This is a genomic window from Motilibacter rhizosphaerae (assembly GCF_004216915.1).
Lineage (GTDB): Bacteria > Actinomycetota > Actinomycetes > Motilibacterales > Motilibacteraceae > Motilibacter > Motilibacter rhizosphaerae.
The window spans coordinates 143,655-161,852 of sequence record NZ_SGXD01000004.1; the positions used below are offsets into that span (position 1 = coordinate 143,655).

The following is an 18,198-nucleotide window of genomic DNA, read 5'->3' on the forward strand; positions in this document are numbered from 1 at the left end:
CTGGGATGCCCGCGTGACCGACGCGATCCCCCGCCGCACCGTCCTCGTCGCCGCGACCGCCGGGCTCGCCGGCGCCCTCGTCGCCCGCGACGTCCGCACCGCCCACGCGGACGTGCCCGCCCACGACCCGTTCGGCCTGGGCGTGGCGAGCGGTGACCCGCTCCCCCAGTCCGTCATCCTCTGGACCCGGCTGGTGGCACCCGACCCCACCGCGGCCACGCCGTACGCCCCCCGCAGCGTCGAGGTCGAGTGGGAGGTGGCCCGAGACGAGGCCTTCGGCCAGGTGGTGCAGCGCGGCACCGCGTGGGCGCACCGCGACCTCGCGCACAGCGTGCACGTCGACGTCGGCGGCCTGCAGCCCGGCACCGACTACCACTACCGGTTCCGCGTCGGCGGGCACGTCAGCCCGGCTGGCCGCACCCGCACCGCGCCCGCGCTCGGCAGTCTCCCCGCCGCCACGCGCTGGGCGGTCGTGAACTGCCAGGACTGGCAGAACGGCTACTGGCCGACCTTCACCGGCCTCGCGCAGGAGGACCTCGACGTCGTCCTCCACGTCGGCGACTACATCTACGAGTACGACCCGGCGAGCGCGTTCCCGGACCGCCGGCACACCACTCCGGACGTCCTCGGCCTCGACCAGCTGCGCACGCTCGGGGACTACCGGGCGCGCCACGCGCAGTACAAGACCGACCCCGCCCTGCAGGCCGCGCACCTCGCGTTCCCGTGGATCGTCGCGTGGGACGACCACGAGACCGAGAACAACTACGCCGGGCTCGTCGACGAGGTCGACGACACGGGCGCTCGGCACCAGGACCCGGCGGAGTTCGCGCGGCAGCGGGCCGCGGCGTACCAGGCCTACTACGAGCACATGCCGATCCGCCCCAAGCTCCGGAAGGACGCCGGCTCCTACAAGATCTACCGCGGCTTCGAGTTCGGCCGCCTCGCCCGGCTCGACATCCTCGACACCCGGCAGTACCGCACCGACCAGCCCGGCGGCCACCCCAGCGACTTCGGCCCCGACGCCGACGGCCGGGGCAACGCCGCGGGCACGATGACCGGCCCCGAGCAGGAGGCCTGGCTGCTGCGGCGCCTCCGCCACTCCGGCGCCGTCTGGGACGTCGTGGCCCAGCAGACGCTGATGTCGCCGATCCGCTTCCCCGACTTCCTCGGGAGCGGCCAGCCCTTCATCCGCAACCTGGACCAGTGGGACGGCTACCAGCCGCAGCGCGCCCGCCTGCTGCAGGCGCTCGTCGACGAGCAGGTGCGCAACCCCGTCGTGCTGAGCGGCGACATCCACTCGACCTGGCTGAGCGACCTCCACCTGCGCCAGGACGATCCCACCTCGCCCGTCGTGGCCACGGAGTTCTGCTCGACGAGCATCTCCTCGTCGTTCCCGGCGGCGTTCGACCCGGTCCTCAAGGCCTGGAACCCCGGCGCCAACCCGCACGTGAAGTACTTCGACGGGTCGCGCCACGGCTACCTGCGCCTCGACATCACCGCCGAGCGCTGCCGCGTCGACGTCCGGACCGTGCCGACCATCGCCACCCGGGTCGCGCCGGTCACCACCAGCGCCTCGTACGCGACGGAGGCCGGCTCGCCCGGCGTCGTCCCGGCCTGAGCGGCGCCGGCCGGCCGGATCCACCCGGTCGGCCGGTCCCGGGACCGTCAACTCGCCCTCGTCGCTGCCGACGGAGTTTGTGGGACCCCTGCTCCAGGTCCCGCGCCCCACGTCGACCGACCGCGAGGAGAGGACCCGTGCGCTCCCTGCGACCGCCCCGGTGGCTCTGCCCGCTCCTGGCCGCGGCCGTCGCCGTCGCCGTGCCGGCCGTGACGCTGCCCCGGCTGCACGCCGTGTCCCCCTGGCCGGCCCTGCTCGGGCTCGCCGTGTGGACCGCCGGCAAGTACGTGCTCTGCCCGCTGCGCTGGCACGGGTTCTCGGAGAGCGGGCGGGGCCGGCGCTGGCACACCGCGGCCTACGCCGAGTCCGAGCTGCTCGGCCTGCTCACCCCCGGCCACATCGGCGCCGACCTCTGGCGCGTCAAGCGGCTCTCCGCGGTCGGGCTGCAGCGCAGCTCCGCCGTCGCCGAGGTCGGACTCGACCGCGTGGTCGGTGCCCTGGGCGCGGCGGTCTTCGTCGGCCTCGCCGGGACCGCGCTGCCCGTGCGCCTGCTGCTCGGGGTGCTCGGCGCCGTCGCGCTCGGCGGCGTGGCGCTGCTCGGCGTCGCGCTGCTCCGCCCGGAGTGGCTGCCCCGGCGCCCGCTCCCGTCGCTGCGCTCGCTGGCGAAGGGGCTGCTGCTCTCGATCGGCTACCAGGCCTCCGTGCTCGCGCTGCTGCTCGGGACGCTGCACTCGGCCGGTGCCTCCGCGGACCCCGTCGCCGTGCTCGGCGCCCTCGGGGCGAGCAACCTCGCCGGCGTGCTGCCCGGCCCGCAGGGCGCGGGCCCGCGCGACGCGGCGCTCGTCATCGCCCTGGTCGGGCTCGGCATCCCCACGCTGACGGCGGTCGCCGCGGTCGCGCTCAAGGCCACGCTCGCCTGGGGGCCCGCCCTGCTGCTCGGCGGCGGCTGCCTGCTCGTCGCGAAGGTGCGCCGCCGCCGCTCCGGCCCGGCGCTCGCCGCCGCCTAGCGCCCCCCCGCTCAGGCCGCGCGGCGCGCCAGCCGGCGCTGCTGCGCCACGACGTACGCCGCTGCCCGGCGCTGGCCGCCCCGTCGCCCGATGGCGGCGGCGAGGGCGCTGAGCGACCGCTCGACGGTCCCCGTGTCGGGGGACCAGCCGCGCCGCTCGCACTCCTCGAGCCACTCCACGACCGGGCGGTGGCCGCGCTCGCGGTTGCAGCGGCGGCAGGCCGGCACCTCGTTCTCCAGCCACGACGGGCCGCCGCGCGCCCGCGGGACGAGGTGCTCGCGGGTCGCCTCGACCAGACCGGTGAGCGCCCTCCCGCACCACACGCAGACCGCACCGTCGCGCGCGATGGCGAGCTGCAGCCGCGCGGCGCGGCCGGGCTGGCGCGGGCCGGAGGTCGGAGCGGGGCGGGGCACCCCTCGACGCTACGTCCGCCGGGGGCCCGTCGCCCGGTGGCCGGAGGTGCTCAGCGCCCCGGCAGCAGCGGTGCCGCGGCCACGGCCACGAACAGCAGCGAGAGGTAGCTGATCGAGCCGTGGAACAGCCGCATCGGCTTCAGCGCGGCGCCGGCGAGCCCGCGGCGGGCGCGGCCGAGCAGCGCGTGCGCCTCGACGAGGAAGGCGGCGCCGAGCGCCAGGCTGGCGACGCCGTAGACCCAGCCGGTGCCGGCGACCGGCCAGAGCGCCACCGACGCCGCGACCATGGCCCAGCTGTACGCGACGATCTGCCGCGCGACCGCGACGTCGCCGGCGACGACCGGCAGCATGGGCACGCCCGCCCGGCCGTAGTCCTCGCGGAAGCGCATGGCGAGCGGCCAGTAGTGCGGCGGCGTCCAGAGGAACACGACGAGGAACAGCACGACGGGCGCCCAGGACAGCGAGTCCGTGACCGCGGCCCAGCCGATGAGCACCGGCATGCAGCCAGCGGCACCGCCCCACACGATGTTCTGCGGGGTCCGGCGCTTGAGCACCAGGGTGTAGACGAGGACGTAGAACGCGATCGCAGCGAGCGCCAGCCCCGCCGAGAGCAGGTTGACGACGGCCGTGAACAGCCCGACGCTCAGCGCCCCCAGCACGAGCCCGAAGACGAGGGCCTCGCGCGGCGACACCGCGCCCGTCGCGAGCGGCCGGCGCTCGGTGCGGTGCATGACCTTGTCGATGTCGCGGTCGAGGTAGCAGTTCAGCGCGTTGGCGCTGCCGGCCGCGAGGAAGCCGCCGACGAGCGTGGCCACGGTGACGCCGAGGCCCGGCAGGCCGTGCGCGGCCAGCAGCATCGTGGGGATCGTCGTGACGAGCAGCAGCTCGATGATCCGCGGCTTGGTGAGCGCGACGTACGCCCGGACGGTGTCGACGGGCCCGCGCGAGCGGGCGGCGACGGGCTCCGCGGCGAGGGTGGGGGCGCTGCTCCCATGGGCCGGCACCGGCAGGGCCGGCCGCGGGTCGACAGCCGTCACAGAGCACCTCGGGGCGTCGCGGACACGGACGTCCTCAGCCTAGCCGCTGTGGCCCGGACGACAGTGCGGACGGCGCGTGACGAGCGCGACACCGGGCAGGGATAGGGTCGGACCGAGACAGTCCGGAGGGAGACCCGCGAGTGGCCAACACCGACAGCGCGAGCCAGAGCACCGCCTCGAAGCTCGAGTGGACAGACCAGGACCGCAAGGCCGTCGACACCGCCCGTGCGCTGGCGATGGACGCCGTGGAGCGCGCCGGGTCCGGGCACCCGGGGACGGCGATGAGCCTCGCCCCCGCGGCGTACCTCATCTTCCAGAAGCTGCTGCGCCACGACCCGAGCGACTCGCAGTGGGCCGGGCGCGACCGCTTCGTGCTCTCCGCCGGGCACTCGAGCATCACGCTCTACACCCAGCTGTTCTACTCGGGCTACGGCCTGACGGTCGACGACCTGGCGCACCTGCGCCAGTGGGGCAGCCTCACCCCGGGCCACCCTGAGCACGGTCACACCAACGGCGTGGAGACGACGACCGGCCCGCTCGGCCAGGGCATCTCCACCGCCGTCGGCTTCGCGATCGCGCAGCAGTACGAGCGCGGGCTGTTCGACCCCGAGGCGGCGGCGGGCGAGAGCCCCTTCGACACCACGACCTGGGTCATCGCCTCCGACGGCGACATGGAGGAGGGCGTGCAGGCGGAGGCCGCGAGCCTCGCCGGCCACCTGCGCCTCGGCGGCCTCGTCGTCCTCTACGACGACAACCACATCTCCATCGACGGCGACACCGACGTGGCGTTCAGCGAGGACGTCCTCGCCCGCTACGAGGCGTACGGCTGGCACGTCCAGCGCGTCGACGACGCCGAGGACGTCCAGGCGCTGCACGCGGCGCTGAGCGCGGCGCGCGACGAGAAGGGCCGCCCCTCCATCGTGGCGGTGCGCTCGATCATCGCGTGGCCGGCCCCCAACGCGCAGAACACCGCGAAGGCGCACGGCTCGGCGCTCGGCGCCGCCGAGGTGGCGGCGACGAAGGAGGTCCTCGGGCTCGACCCGACGAAGTCCTTCGACGTGCCGGAGGACCTGCTCGAGCACGTGCGCGGCGTCGTCGCCCGCGGTCGGGCGCTCCACGCCGAGTGGGAGCAGGGCTTCGCGGCCTGGCGCGAGCGCGAGGCCGAGCGCGCCGCCGAGTTCGACCGCATCGCCGCCCGCCGGCTGCCGGCCGGGTGGACCGAGGCGATCCCGGTGTTCCCCGCGGGCAAGGAGGTCGCCACCCGCAAGGCGAGCGGCGAGACCATCAACGCCATCGCCCGGGCGCTCCCCGAGTTCTGGGGCGGCTCGGCCGACCTCCACGAGTCCAACCTCACCTTCATCGAGGGCGGCGGCTCGTTCGGCTCCCCCGAGTCGGGCGCCAAGGGCGTCAGCCCCTACGGCCGCAACCTCCACTTCGGCATCCGCGAGCACGCGATGGGCGCCGCGCTCAACGGCATCGCGCTGCACGGCGGGACGCGCGTCTTCGGCGGCACCTTCCTCGTGTTCAGCGACTACATGCGCGGCGCGGTGCGCCTCGCGGCGCTGATGAAGGCGCCGGTCACCTACGTCTGGACGCACGACTCGATCGGCCTCGGCGAGGACGGCCCGACCCACCAGCCGATCGAGCACCTCTGGTCGCTGCGGGCGGTCCCCGGCCTCAACGTCGTCCGCCCGGGCGACGCCAACGAGACCGCCGTCGCCTGGCGCACGATCCTCGAGCGCGACGACGCCCCGCACGCGCTGGCGCTGACCCGCCAGGGCGTCCCGACCTACGACCGCTCCCCCGAGGGCGGCTTCGCCAGCGTCGAGGGCGTCGCCAAGGGCGCGTACGTCCTGCAGGAGGCCTCGAACGGCCAGCCCGACGTCCTCATCATCGCGACCGGCTCCGAGGTGCAGATCGCGGTCGCCGCGCGCGAGCAGCTCGAGGCCGCGGGCGTCCCCACGCGCGTCGTCTCCGCCCCGTGCCTCGAGTGGTTCGAGGAGCAGGACGAGGCCTACAAGTCGACGGTGCTCCCGCCCTCGGTCCGCGCGCGCGTCTCGGTCGAGGCCGGCATCGCGCAGGGCTGGTGGAAGTACCTCGGTGACGCGGGCGAGCCCGTGAGCATCGAGCACTTCGGCGCCAGCGCGTCCTACAAGGTCCTCTACGAGCAGTTCGGCTTCACCGCCGAGCGGGTCGCGGCAGCGGCGCAGGCGAGCATCGCCAAGGCGTCGACGATCAAGGGCAGCACCACCGGGAACTGAGGCCCCGCGGGAGGGGCCCGGCGAGCACGACCACCACCAGGAGGAACCGTGAGCACGACCACCGATCCGCTGCGCCAGCTGAGCGACGAGGGCGTCGCCATCTGGCTCGACGACCTCTCCCGGGCCCGCCTGCAGAGCGGGAACCTCGCCGCCCTCGTGCGCGACCGCGCCGTCGTGGGCGTCACGACCAACCCGACGATCTTCCAGAAGGCGATCAGCGGCTCCGCCGTCTACGACGAGCAGCTGCGCCAGCTCGCGCTGCGCGGCGTCGACGTCGGCGAGGCGCTGCGCTCGGTCACGACGTACGACGTGCGCTGGGCGTGCGACGTGCTCAAGCCGGTCTGGGAGGCGAGCGGCGGCAGCGACGGCCGCGTCTCCATCGAGGTCGACCCCCGCCTCTCGCACGACACCGAGCGCACGCTGGCCGAGGCCCGCGCGCTGTGGTGGCTCGTCGACCGGCCGAACCTGTTCATCAAGGTCCCGGCCACGAAGGAGGGGCTGCCGGCGATCAGCCAGCTGCTCGCCGAGGGCATCAGCGTCAACGTCACGCTCATCTTCTCCCTCGAGCGCTACGACGCCGTCATGGACGCCTTCGTCGAGGGCATCGAGCGCGCCCGGGCCGCCGGCCTGCCGCTCGAGCCGATCGAGAGCGTCGCCTCCTTCTTCGTCAGCCGCGTCGACACCGAGATCGACAAGCGGCTCGACAAGCTCGGCTCCGACGAGGCGAAGGCGCTGCGCGGCAAGGCCGCCGTCGCGAACGCGCGCCTCGCGTACCAGCACTACGAGCAGGTCTTCGGCGGTGAGCGCTGGAAGGCGCTCGAGGCCGTCGGCGGCCGCCCGCAGCGCCCGCTCTGGGCCTCGACCGGCGTGAAGGACCCGTCCTACGACGACACCATGTACGTCGTGGACCTCGCCGCGCCCGGGACGGTCAACACCATGCCCGAGGCGACGCTCGAGGCCGTCGCCGACCACGGCGTCGTCAAGGGCGACCAGGTCCGCGGCTCCTACGCCGAGGCCCAGCAGGTGCTCGACGCGCTCGCCGCGGTCGGCGTCGACTACGACGACGTCGTGCAGGCGCTCGAGGACGAGGGCCTGGACAAGTTCGAGGTCAGCTGGAACGAGCTCATCGACTCCGTGTCGGGCGAGCTGGAGAAGCTCGGGGCCGAGGTCGCCCCCGACGGCTCCACGTCGCCGGCCGGCGACGGCCCGTCGGCCGCATCGAAGTAGCCCGCTCGCGACTCCACGCACCGCTCCCGAGGGAAGGCTCCGCCCATGACTGCGAGCGACCCGCTCGCCCCCGGCACGCTGCCCGGGTCCAACCCGCTCCGCGACCTCCGCGACCGCCGGCTCCCCCGCGTGGCGGGGCCCTGCGGGCTCGTCATCTTCGGCGTCACGGGCGACCTGTCGCGCAAGAAGCTCATGCCCGCGATCTACGACCTCGCCAACCGCGGACTGCTGCCACCGGGCTTCGCCCTCACGGGCTTCGCCCGGCGCGACTGGGCCGACCAGGACTTCGCCCAGGTCGTCCACGACGCGGTGAAGGAGTACGCCCGCACCCCGTTCCGCGAGGAGGTCTGGCAGCAGCTCGCGGAGGGCATCCGCTTCGTCCCCGGTGAGTTCGGCGACAAGGCGGCCTTCGAGCAGCTGCGCCAGACCATCCAGGAGCTCGACGAGAAGCGCGGCACCGGCGGCAACCACGCGTTCTACCTCTCGGTGCCGCCGAAGTTCTTCCCCGACGTCGTCCGCCAGCTCAAGGAGACCGGGCTCGCCGACGGCCCGGAGCACGCCTGGCGCCGCGTCGTCATCGAGAAGCCGTTCGGCCACGACCTGGCCAGCGCGCAGGAGCTCAACGCGATCGTCGCGGACGTCTTCCAGCCGGCGTCGGTCTTCCGCATCGACCACTACCTCGGCAAGGAGACGGTCCAGAACATCCTGGCGCTGCGGTTCGCCAACCAGATGTTCGAGCCGATCTGGAACCGCAGCTACGTCGACCACGTCCAGATCACGATGGGCGAGGACATCGGCATCGGGGGCCGCGCCGGCTACTACGACGGCATCGGCGCCGCCCGCGACGTCATCCAGAACCACCTCCTCCAGCTGCTCGCCCTGACGGCGATGGAGGAGCCGGTCTCCTTCGACGCCCGCGACCTGCGCCTGGAGAAGCTCAAGGTGCTGGGCGCGACGCACGCGCCGCTCAACCTCTCGACGGCGACCGCCCGCGGCCAGTACGCCGCCGGCTGGCAGGGCGGCGTCAAGGTCCCCGGCTTCCTCGACGAGGAGGGCATCCCCGGGGACTCCACCACGGAGACCTACGCCGCGGTGAAGCTCGAGATCGAGACCCGCCGCTGGGCGGGTGTCCCGTTCTACCTGCGCACCGGCAAGCGGCTGGCGCGCCGCGTCACCGAGGTCGCGGTCGTCTTCCAGCGCGCCCCGCACCTGCCCTTCACCCGCAACGCGGTGGAGGAGCTGGGGCAGAACGCGCTCGTCATGCGCATCCAGCCCGACGAGGGCATGACGGTGCGCTTCGGCTCCAAGGTCCCCGGCACCTCGATGGAGGTGCGCGACGTGACCATGGACTTCGCGTACGGCCACTCGTTCACCGAGTCCAGCCCGGAGGCCTACGAGCGGCTCATCCTCGACGTGCTGCTCGGCGACCCGCCGCTGTTCCCGCGCCACGAGGAGGTCGAGAGCTCCTGGCGGATCCTCGACCCGATCGAGGAGTACTGGCGCGGCCTGCCCCAGCCCGACCAGTACGCCTCGGGCACGTGGGGCCCCCGCTCGGCGGACGAGATGATGGCGCGCGACGGCCGCGCCTGGCGCCGGCCGTGAGCCCGGCCGTGAGCCCGGCCGTGCGCCCTGCTCTGCGCCCGGCCTGCGCCGGGTCGCCCCGGTCCTCCCGACGACGCCGCGAGAGGCGGGCAGCGTGAACATCGACCTCACCGACACGACAGCGAGCAAGATCTCGGCCGCCATCCTCGAGGCACGCCGGCGCAGCGGGTCGCCCGCGACCGGCGCGGTGCTCACGCTCGTCATCGTCACCGACGAGCAGGGCCACTACGACGCGCTCAAGGCGGCGACGTCGGCCTCCCGCGAGCACCCGTCGCGCATCCTCGTCGTCGTGGCCCGCCCGGGCCGCGGCGACGCCCGGCTCGACGCCGAGGTGCGCACCAGCGGCGAGACGGGTCCGGGGGAGGTCGTGCTGCTCCGCCTGCACGGCGAGCTCGCGCACCACCCGGACAGCGTGGTGCTGCCCCTGCTGCTCCCGGACGCGCCGGTCGTGGCCTGGTGGCCCGGCACCGCACCGCAGGACCCCTCGGCCCACCCGATCGGCGCTCTCGCGCAGCGGCGCATCACCGACGCCGCGTCCTGCGACGACCCGCTGGCCGAGCTCGCCGAGCGGGCGCGCGGCTACTCCCCCGGCGACACGGACCTGTCCTGGACCCGGCTGACGCAGTGGCGCACGTTCCTCGCGGGCGCGTTCGACCAGGTCACCCCGGTCGTCCACGGCGCCACCGTCGAGAGCGAGCCCGACAGCCCCAGCGCCGAGCTCCTCGCCCGCTGGGTCGAGGCGCGGCTCGGCGTGCAGGTCGCCCGCGTCACCACCGACGGGCCCGGCATCACCGGGGTGCGGCTCGACACCGACGGGGGGCAGCTCACGCTGCTGCGCGGCGACGGTCGCGTCGCGGCGATGGCCCTGCCCGGCGCTCCCGAGCGCTCCGTGGCCCTGCCGCGCCGCCCGCTCACCGAGCTGCTCGTGGAGGAGCTGCGCCGCCTCGACGCCGACGAGGTCTACGGCGAGGTGCTGACCGGCGCGGCTCCCGGGTCGACGCCCCCGCCGGGGCCGCGCGACGAGTCGACGCCCGACATCGTGCTCGAGACGCAGGAGCAGCAGCCGGCGACCGGCGACGGCGAGCAGGGGCCGGGCGGCACCGACCCCGCCGAGGGCTCCAGCGAGCAGGACGTCGACGGCCACGGCGCCGCGCAGGACGCTCCGCACGACGTCGACGCCGCCGCGCGCTCGTGAGCGCGGCGGAGCGCGTCGTCGCGCCTGACGCGACGGCGCTGGCCGGCGTGGTCGCCGACGCCCTCGTGTCCGCCATGGCCGCCGCCCAGGCGGCGCGCGGCGCCGCGGCGCTCGTGCTCACCGGCGGCGGGATCGGCACCGCCACGCTGCGCGCCCTCGCCGAGCGGGCGGAGTCGGTCGACTGGTCCACGGTGCAGCTGTGGTGGGGCGACGAGCGCTACCTGCCGACCGGCGACCCCGAGCGCAACGAGACCGGGGCCCGGGAGGCGCTCATCGACGCGCTGCCGATCGACCCCGCGCAGGTGCACCCCGTCCCCGGCCCCGACGCGAGCACCAGCGTGGAGGAGGCCGCGGCGTACTACGCCCGCGAGCTCGCCGACGCCGGCAGCGGCGGGCTGCCCGTGATCGACGTCGTGCTGCTCGGCGTCGGGCCGGACGCGCACATCGCGTCGCTGTTCCCCGGGCACCCCGCGCTCGCGGACGACGCGCTCGCCGTGCCCGTGCACGACTCGCCCAAGCCGCCGCCGACGCGGGTGAGCCTCAGCCGGCGCAGCATCACGGCCGCGCGGGAGGTCTGGCTGCTGGCCGCCGGGGCCGAGAAGGCCGACGCCGTCCTCCTCGCCGCCGGCACGGAGGACCCCCGGGTAGCCCCCGCGGGGTCGGTGACCGGCCGCGAGCGCACCGTCTGGTTCCTCGACAGCGCGGCGGCGCAGCGCCTGCCCGCGTAGCCCCGCCTCGACGACGACGGGCCGGACCCTGGTGGGGTCCGGCCCTTCGTCGTCTCCTGGCGGTGGTGCTGGTCCTGCGGCCGCTAGCTCGTCTCGCCGCGCCGCCGGCGCAGCGCCTCGAGCGCCTCGGTGAGGATGGCCTCGCCGTCCTCGTCGCTGCGCCGCTCCTTCACGTAGGCGAGGTGCGTCTTGTACGGCTCCGTGCGCGGCGCCGCGGGCGGGTCGTCCTTGTCCTGGCCGGCGGGCAGCCCGCAGCGGGGGCAGTCCCAGATCTCCGGCGGCTCGACGCCCGCCTCCTCGGCGAAGCTCGGCCGCGACTCGTGGCCGCGGGCGCACCAGTAGGAGACGCGGATCCGGGGCGCGGTGTCGCCGCGCTCCGCCTCGCCCATGGGACCGGCGCCGACTCGACTGCCGCGGATGGCGTTGCCACTGGCCACGGGGACTCCTCCGGGTGGTGCTGCTGGGCGGGGGTGCTGCGGGTGCTGGGCGTTCGTCCTGGGCGGACGGGGTGCTGGTCGCCCGCGCGGTGTGCGCGGGCGCCCGGCCTGCTAGGACTTCGCGAGCAGGCCGAGCACGACGACGCTGACGAACCAGATCGTCCCCACGCCGATGGTGAGGCGGTCGAGGTTGCGCTCGACCACGCTCGAGCCGCCGAGCGAGGACGACAGGCCGCCGCCGAACATGTCGGACAGGCCGCCGCCCTTGCCCTTGTGCAGCAGCACGAGCAGCACCATGAGCAGGCTCGTGATGATGAGCAGGACCGCGAACGCGATCTCAGCGATGTGCACGGGCAGCCTTCCGGACGGACGGGGTCGTGGGAGGGCCCGTTGGTCGAGGCCTCCCTGCAGGGGAACAGCCTACGACGCGGGCGAGGCCTCGGGGGCGGCGTCGAAGCGGACGATCCGGGTGAAGTCCTCCGCGTCGAGGCTGGCCCCGCCGACGAGCGCGCCGTCGACGTCGGCCTGCGCCATGATCGCGCCGGCGTTCGAGCCCTTGACCGAGCCGCCGTAGAGCACGCGGACCGCGGCCGCGACCTCGGGCGACCAGGTGGACGCGAGAGCCGCGCGGACCGCCGCGCAGACCTCCTGCGCGTCCTCGGGGGTCGCGACCTCGCCGGTGCCGATGGCCCAGACCGGCTCGTACGCGACGACGACCTTCGCGACCTCCTCGGCCGAGAGGCCGTCGAGCGCGCCGAGCAGCTGCGCCACGGTGTGGGCGACGTGCTCGCCGGCCTTGCGGACCTCGAGCCCCTCGCCCACGCACAGGATGGGCGTGAGCTCGTGGCGCAGCGCGGCCTTGACCTTGGCGCCGACCAGCGCGTCGTCCTCGTGGTGGTACTGCCGGCGCTCCGAGTGGCCGACCACGACGTAGGTCACGCCGAGCTTCGCGAGCATGGAGCCGCTGGTCTCGCCGGTGTAGGCGCCCTTGTCGTGCGCGCTGATGTCCTGCGCGCCGTACGCGATGCGCAGGTCGTCGCCGTCGACGAGCGTCTGGACGCTGCGGATGTCGACGAAGGGCGGCAGGACGACGACGTCGGCCTTCTCGAAGTCCTTCTCGTCCAGCCGGAACGCGAGGTCCTGGACGAGGCGGATGGCCTCGAGGTGGTTGAGCGTCATCTTCCAGTTGCCCGCGAGCAGCGGCTTCCGGGTGGTGCTGGCCATGCGTCAGGCTCCCAGTGCAGTCAGGCCGGGGAGCTGCTTGCCCTCGAGGTACTCGAGGCTCGCGCCACCGCCGGTGGAGATGTGTCCGAACGAGGACTCGTCGAAGCCGAGGGCGCGCACGGCCGCGGCCGAGTCGCCGCCGCCGACGACGGTGAGGGCGCCGGACGCCGTCGCGTCGGCGAGGCCCTGGGCGACCGCGCGGGTCCCGCCGGCGTAGGGCTCCATCTCGAACACGCCCATCGGGCCGTTCCAGAAGACCGTGCGCGCACCGCGGATCGCGTCGGCGAAGGCCTGCGCGGACTCCGGGCCGATGTCGAGCCCGAGCCGGTCGGCCGGGATGGCGTCGGCCGCGACGACCTGCGGGTCGGCGTCGGCCGCGAACGCGGTGGCGACGACGACGTCGGTCGGCAGCAGCAGGCGGACGCCCTTCTCCTGCGCGCGGGCCGCGTAGCCGCGGACGGTGTCGAGCTGGTCCTCCTCGAGCAGGCTCTTGCCGACCTCGAGCCCCTGGGACTTGAGGAAGGTGAAGAGCATGCCGCCGCCGACGAGCAGGGCGTCGCCCGACTCGAGGACGCCGAGCAGGTTGTCGATGACCCCGAGCTTGTCGGAGACCTTGGACCCGCCGAGCACCACGGCGTACGGGCGCTCGGGGGAGGTCAGCCGGCGCAGCACCTCGACCTCGGCGAGCACGAGGCCGCCGACCGCGGCAGGCACGCGCTGCGGGACGTCGTAGACGCTGGCGTGCTTGCGGTGCACGGCGCCGAAGCCGTCACCGACGTACGCGCCGCCCTCCCCGAGCAGCGCGACGAGCGCGTCGGCGAAGGCCCCGCGCTCGGCGTCGTCCTTGCTGGTCTCCCCCGCGTTGAAGCGGAGGTTCTCGAGCAGCGCGACCTGGCCGTCGCCCAGGCCGTCGACGGCGGCGCGGGCCTCGTCGCCCACGGTGTCCGCGGCGAAGGCGACCGGGGCGCCGAGCAGCTCCGCGAGGCGCGCCGCGACCGGGGCGAGGGTGTACTTCGGGTCCGGTGCGCCCTTCGGGCGGCCGAGGTGGGCGACGACGACGACGCGCGCGCCCTTGCCCACGAGCGCCTGGATCGTCGGCAGCGAGGCGCGGATCCGGCCGTCGTCGGTGATCCGCGGCGCGTCGGGCGCGCCCTCGATCGGGACGTTGAGGTCGGAGCGGACCAGGACGCGGCGGCCGCGCAGGTCGCCGAGCTCGTCAAGGGTCTTCACAGCGGAGCCCCCTCGGGGTCTGGGGTGGGCGGGGTCGGAGCGGGCCGGGCGGGAGGCACGGGCGCCCGGCGCACGACAGTCCCGGGCCCGGCGAGGAGCCGGGCCCGGGACTGCGCGGGGACGTGCGTCAGAGCGAGGAGCCGACCAGCGCGGTCAGGTCGACCAGGCGGTTGCTGTAGCCCCACTCGTTGTCGTACCAGCCGACGACCTTGACCTGGTTGCCGTTGGCGGCGTTGGTCAGCGAGGCGTCGAGCGTGCAGCTCGCCGGCGAGGTGACGATGTCGCTGGAGACGATCGGGTCCTCGGTGTACTCGAGGTAGCCCTTCAGCGCGCCCTCGGACGCGGCCTTGAGCGCGGCGTTGACCTCGTCCTTGGTGACCTCGCGCTCGAGCTCCACCGTGAGGTCGGTGACCGAGCCGGTCGGCACCGGGACGCGCAGGGCGTAGCCGTCGAGCTTGCCCTTGAGCTCCGGGATGACGAGCGAGATGGCCTTCGCGGCACCCGTCGTCGTCGGGATGATGTTGGTCGCAGCGGCCCGCGCGCGGCGCAGGTCCTTGTGCGGGAAGTCCAGGATGACCTGGTCGTTGGTGTAGGCGTGGATCGTCGTCATGAGGCCCTTGACGATCCCGAACTCCTCGAGCAGCACCTTCGCCATGGGGGCGAGGCAGTTCGTCGTGCACGAGGCGTTGGAGATGATGTGGTGCGACGCGGGGTCGTACTTCTCGTGGTTGACGCCCATGACGATGGTGATGTCCTCGTCCTTGGCGGGCGCCGAGATGATGACCTTCTTCGCGCCGCCCTGCAGGTGCTTGCCCGCGTCGGAGGCGTTGGTGAAGCGGCCGGTCGACTCGATGACCACGTCCGCGCCCAGGTCGCCCCACGGGAGGGCGGCGGGGTCGCGCTCGGCCAGCGTGCGGATCTTCTGGCCGCCGACGACGATGTACTCGTCGTCGAAGGTGACCTCGCGGCCGAGGCGGCCGAGGATGCTGTCGTACTTGAGCAGGTGGGCGAGGGTCTCGTTGTCGGTCAGGTCGTTGACCCCGACCACCTCGACATCGGCGCCCGAGGCGAGGATCGCCCGGAAGTAGTTGCGCCCGATGCGCCCGAAACCGTTGATGCCAACGCGTACCGTCACTGTGCACTCCATGCCTGGGACGAACCGTCTGTCGATCCGGGGGGAGCCTACCGCGCCCGGGGCGAGGGCCGTCCCGAGGGTCCACGGGACGGGACGCCCCCTAGCGGGCACGAGGCGGGACGGGCTGCGGCTAGTCGTCCTGCAGGTCGGCGCCGACGGCGTCGGCGGGGACGGACGACTCGGTCCCGGGGACGCCGAGCTCCTGCGCCCGCTTGTCGGCGAGCGCGAGCAGGCGCCGGATGCGCCCGGCGATCGCGTCCTTCGTCATCGGCGGGTCGGCAAGGGCGCCGAGCTCCTCGAGGCTCGCCTGCTTGTGCTCGAGGCGCAGCTCGCCGGCACCGCGCAGGTGGTCGGGCGTCTCCTCGCCGAGGATCTCGAGCGCGCGCGCCACCCGCGCGCCCGACGCCACCGCGGCGCGGGCCGAGCGGCGCAGGTTGGCGTCGTCGAAGTTCGCCAGGCGGTTGGCGGTGGCGCGGACCTCGCGGCGCATCCGCCGCTCCTCCCAGGCCAGCAGGCTCTGGTGGGCGCCGAGCCGGGTGAGCAGCGCGCCGATCATGTCGCCGTCGCGGACCACGACGCGGTCGACCCCGCGGACGTCGCGGGCCTTGATGTTGGGCACGCCGAGGCGGCGCGCGGCACCCACGAGGGCGAGCGCGGCCTCCGGACCGGGGCAGGTCACCTCGAGCGAGGACGAGCGGCCCGGCTCGGTGAGCGAGCCGTGCGCGAGGAACGCCCCTCGCCACGCGGCCTCGGCGTCGCAGACGCCGCCGGAGACGACCTGCGCGGGGAGCCCGCGCACCGGGCGGCCGCGGCCGTCGAGCAGCCCGGTCTGCCGGGCGAGCGCCTCGCCGTCGCGGGTGACGCGCAGGACGTAGCGGTTGCCGCGCCGCAGGCCCCCGGGCGCCACGATGGAGAGCTCCGCCTGCGCCCCGAAGACGTCGGCGAGGTCGCGGCGCAGCCGGCGCGCGGTCTGGCCCGCGTCGAGCTCGGCCTCCACGACGATGGAGCCGTCGACGATGTGCAGGCCGCCAGCGAAGCGCAGCAGCGCGGCGACCTCCGACTTGCGGCAGCACGACTTCGTCACGGGCAGCCGGCTCAGCTCGTCCTTGACCGCGGCGGTCATCGCCATTGCGCCCTCCCCTGCTCGGGCCCCTGGCCCGTCTCCTGCGAGGAGCCGGCGTCCCGGCGCCGCTCCTCGGCGAACACCGAAGCGTACGCACGTGCGAGCCGCTCCGGGTCGTGCCGGTCGGGCGCCCCGTCCGCCGCGACGGGCGCGAGCACCAGCCGGCCCCCGGCGGACGACACGACGGAGCGCAGCGCGTCCGCGTCGCCGACGGAGCCCGGGTCGGCGAGCACGACGTCGAGGCGCAGGCCCGGGGCGTGCGCGAGCAGCACCTCGACGTGCGCCTCCGCGGTGTAGCCGCTGGTCTCGCCCTCCTGGGCGGCGAGGTTGAGGCAGAGCAGCCGTCGCGCGCCGGTGTCCTGCAGCGCGCGGGCGAGACCCGGCACCTGGAGGTGCGGCAGCACGCTGGTGAACCACGAGCCCGGGCCGAGGACGACCCAGTCGGCGGCCGAGATCGCCTCGACGGCCTGCGGGCAGGCGGGCGGCCGCTCGGGCGTGAGCCGGATGCCGAGGACCTGCCCGGCGGTCGTGGCGGAGGCGACCTGGCCGCGCACGACGGTGACGTCGTCGGGGCGGGCGGGGTCGGCTCCGCGCACCGTCGCCGCGATGTCGAGCGGCACCTCGGCCATCGGCAGGACGCGCCCCTGCACCCCGAGCAGCCGCCCCATCCAGTCGAGCGCGGCGACGATGTCGCCGCCGAGCCGCTCCCAGAGCGCGACGATGAGCAGGTTGCCGAGCGCGTGGCCGTGCAGCTCCCCGGAGCTGACGAAGCGGTGCTGGACGACCTCGGCCCAGGTGCGCCCCCACTCGTCGTCGCCGCAGAGCGCGGCGAGCGCCTGGCGCAGGTCGCCCGGGGGCAGCACCCCGAGCTCACCGCGCAGGCGGCCGCTGGACCCGCCGTCGTCGGCCACGGTGACGACAGCCGTGAGGCTGCCGGTCACGCGGCGCAGCGCGGAGAGCGAGGCGGCGAGGCCGTGGCCGCCGCCGAGCGCGACGACGGCGGGACCCTCCGCCCCCGGGCGCTCCTCCGCCGGTGTCACTCGCGCCCCAGGTCGCGGTGCGCGACGGAGACGTCCAGCCCCCGCTCGCGGAGCAGTCCGGTGAGGCGCTCGCTCATCGCCACGGAGCGGTGCTTGCCGCCGGTGCAGCCGATGGCGACGGTGGCGTAGTGCTTGCCCTCCCGCTCGTAGCCCGGGGCGATGACCTGGAGCAGCTGGGCGTAGCCGGTGACGAACTCCTCCGCGCCGGGCTGGGCGAAGACGTAGTCGCGGACCGGGGCGTCGCGCCCGGTCTGCGGCCGGAGCTCGGGGACCCAGTGCGGGTTCGGCAGGAACCGGCAGTCGGCCACGAGGTCCGCGTCGACGGGCAGGCCGTACTTGTAGCCGAACGACATGACCGTGACGTGCAGCCCGCGGCCGTCCTCGGCGCCGAAGTGGCGGGCGACCGCGTCGGCGAGCTGGTGGACGTTGAGCGTGCTCGTGTCGAGGACGACGTCGGCTGCGGCCCGCAGCTCCTCGAGGATGCGCCGCTCCGCGCTGATGCCGTCGAGGATGCGCCCGATGCCCTGGAGCGGGTGGGGGCGCCGGTTGGACTCGAAGCGCCGGACGAGCACGTCGTCGGTGGCGTCGAGGAAGAGCGTGCGGGTGCGCGAGCCGTGGGCGTGCAGGTCCTCGACGGCCGCGCGCAGGTCGGCGGTGAACGCCAGGCTGCGCACGTCGACCACGGCGGCGATGCGCTCGACCTCGCCCGAGGTGCGGCCGCCGAGGTCGGCGAGGCGGGGGAGCAGCGAGGGCGGCAGGTTGTCCACGACGTACCAGCCGAGGTCCTCGAGCGCGTGCGCCGCCGTGCTGCGCCCGGCGCCCGACATGCCGGTGACCAGCGCCATCTCCACCGGGCGCGGGCCGCCCGCCGCCGCCGGCTCCGCTGCGGTCGCCTCGTCCGTCACGTGCGTCCCCTCGTCG

At 74.9% G+C, this 18,198-nt stretch carries 17 protein-coding genes; 7 read left to right on the forward strand and 10 right to left on the reverse strand.

Annotated elements, in window-relative coordinates:
- Positions 1-13: 13 nt before the first annotated feature.
- A complete protein-coding gene (locus tag EV189_RS15775; RefSeq protein ID WP_231116460.1) occupies positions 14-1,618 on the forward strand; it encodes an alkaline phosphatase D family protein in 1,605 nt (534 codons plus the stop codon).
- Between the two features lie 137 nt (positions 1,619-1,755).
- Positions 1,756-2,625 carry a lysylphosphatidylglycerol synthase domain-containing protein gene (locus EV189_RS20295; RefSeq protein ID WP_165400334.1) on the forward strand — a complete coding sequence of 290 codons (870 nt, stop codon included), beginning with the start codon at positions 1,756-1,758 and terminating at the stop codon, positions 2,623-2,625.
- A gap of 11 nt (positions 2,626-2,636) precedes the next feature.
- On the opposite strand, the gene EV189_RS15785 is transcribed toward EV189_RS20295, so the two are convergent.
- Both EV189_RS15785 and EV189_RS15790 read right to left on the reverse strand, forming a co-directional pair.
- Positions 2,637-3,038 (reverse strand): HNH endonuclease, encoded by a 402-nt coding sequence (locus EV189_RS15785; protein ID WP_130493948.1) that lies wholly within the window; start codon positions 3,036-3,038, stop codon positions 2,637-2,639.
- A gap of 50 nt (positions 3,039-3,088) precedes the next feature.
- Entirely contained in the window at positions 3,089-4,075 is a 987-nt protein-coding gene (locus EV189_RS15790; RefSeq protein ID WP_231116461.1) for a heme o synthase, read from the reverse strand.
- A 140-nt stretch (positions 4,076-4,215) separates the two neighbouring features.
- Between EV189_RS15790 and tkt the strand changes: the two genes are divergently transcribed.
- From tkt to pgl, 5 genes are all read left to right on the forward strand, one after another.
- Entirely contained in the window at positions 4,216-6,336 is a 2,121-nt protein-coding gene (gene tkt, locus EV189_RS15795; RefSeq protein WP_130493949.1) for a transketolase, read from the forward strand.
- A gap of 48 nt (positions 6,337-6,384) precedes the next feature.
- Positions 6,385-7,563: a transaldolase gene (tal, locus tag EV189_RS15800; RefSeq protein WP_130493950.1), complete on the forward strand. Its 1,179-nt coding sequence runs from the start codon at positions 6,385-6,387 to the stop codon at positions 7,561-7,563.
- A gap of 45 nt (positions 7,564-7,608) precedes the next feature.
- On the forward strand, positions 7,609-9,165 hold the full coding sequence (zwf, locus tag EV189_RS15805) for a glucose-6-phosphate dehydrogenase (protein ID WP_130493951.1): 1,557 nt from the start codon (positions 7,609-7,611) through the stop codon (positions 9,163-9,165).
- A gap of 94 nt (positions 9,166-9,259) precedes the next feature.
- Positions 9,260-10,360 carry a glucose-6-phosphate dehydrogenase assembly protein OpcA gene (locus EV189_RS15810; protein WP_130493952.1) on the forward strand — a complete coding sequence of 367 codons (1,101 nt, stop codon included), beginning with the start codon at positions 9,260-9,262 and terminating at the stop codon, positions 10,358-10,360.
- Positions 10,357-11,088, forward strand: coding sequence for a 6-phosphogluconolactonase (gene pgl, locus EV189_RS15815; RefSeq protein WP_130493953.1), 732 nt, complete (start codon positions 10,357-10,359; stop codon positions 11,086-11,088). The genes EV189_RS15810 and pgl overlap by 4 nt, the downstream gene beginning before the upstream one ends.
- An 83-nt stretch (positions 11,089-11,171) precedes the next feature.
- Here pgl and EV189_RS15820 read toward each other — a convergent pair whose 3' ends face one another.
- The 8 genes from EV189_RS15820 to rapZ form a co-directional block, all read right to left on the reverse strand.
- Entirely contained in the window at positions 11,172-11,525 is a 354-nt protein-coding gene (locus EV189_RS15820) for an RNA polymerase-binding protein RbpA (protein WP_130493954.1), read from the reverse strand.
- Between the two features lie 111 nt (positions 11,526-11,636).
- Positions 11,637-11,876, reverse strand: a complete 240-nt coding sequence (gene secG, locus EV189_RS15825) for a preprotein translocase subunit SecG (protein WP_269204196.1) — start codon at positions 11,874-11,876, stop codon at positions 11,637-11,639.
- A 69-nt stretch (positions 11,877-11,945) separates the two neighbouring features.
- Positions 11,946-12,749, reverse strand: a complete 804-nt coding sequence (gene tpiA / locus EV189_RS20775; RefSeq protein WP_130493955.1) for a triose-phosphate isomerase — start codon at positions 12,747-12,749, stop codon at positions 11,946-11,948.
- Between the two features lie 3 nt (positions 12,750-12,752).
- The gene (locus EV189_RS20780; protein ID WP_130493956.1) at positions 12,753-13,979 is read right to left on the reverse strand and encodes a phosphoglycerate kinase; all 1,227 of its coding nucleotides are present in this window, start codon (positions 13,977-13,979) and stop codon (positions 12,753-12,755) included.
- A gap of 127 nt (positions 13,980-14,106) precedes the next feature.
- A complete protein-coding gene (gene gap / locus EV189_RS15840; protein ID WP_130493957.1) occupies positions 14,107-15,114 on the reverse strand; it encodes a type I glyceraldehyde-3-phosphate dehydrogenase in 1,008 nt (335 codons plus the stop codon).
- Between the two features lie 130 nt (positions 15,115-15,244).
- Entirely contained in the window at positions 15,245-16,243 is a 999-nt protein-coding gene (whiA, locus tag EV189_RS15845) for a DNA-binding protein WhiA (RefSeq protein WP_130493958.1), read from the reverse strand.
- The gene (locus EV189_RS20785; RefSeq protein ID WP_269204197.1) at positions 16,234-17,277 is read right to left on the reverse strand and encodes a gluconeogenesis factor YvcK family protein; all 1,044 of its coding nucleotides are present in this window, start codon (positions 17,275-17,277) and stop codon (positions 16,234-16,236) included. The genes whiA and EV189_RS20785 overlap by 10 nt, the downstream gene beginning before the upstream one ends.
- Positions 17,274-18,122: an RNase adapter RapZ gene (rapZ, locus tag EV189_RS20790; protein ID WP_407938153.1), complete on the reverse strand. Its 849-nt coding sequence runs from the start codon at positions 18,120-18,122 to the stop codon at positions 17,274-17,276. Before rapZ ends, EV189_RS20785 begins: the two co-directional genes overlap by 4 nt.
- Positions 18,123-18,198: the final 76 nt, after the last annotated feature.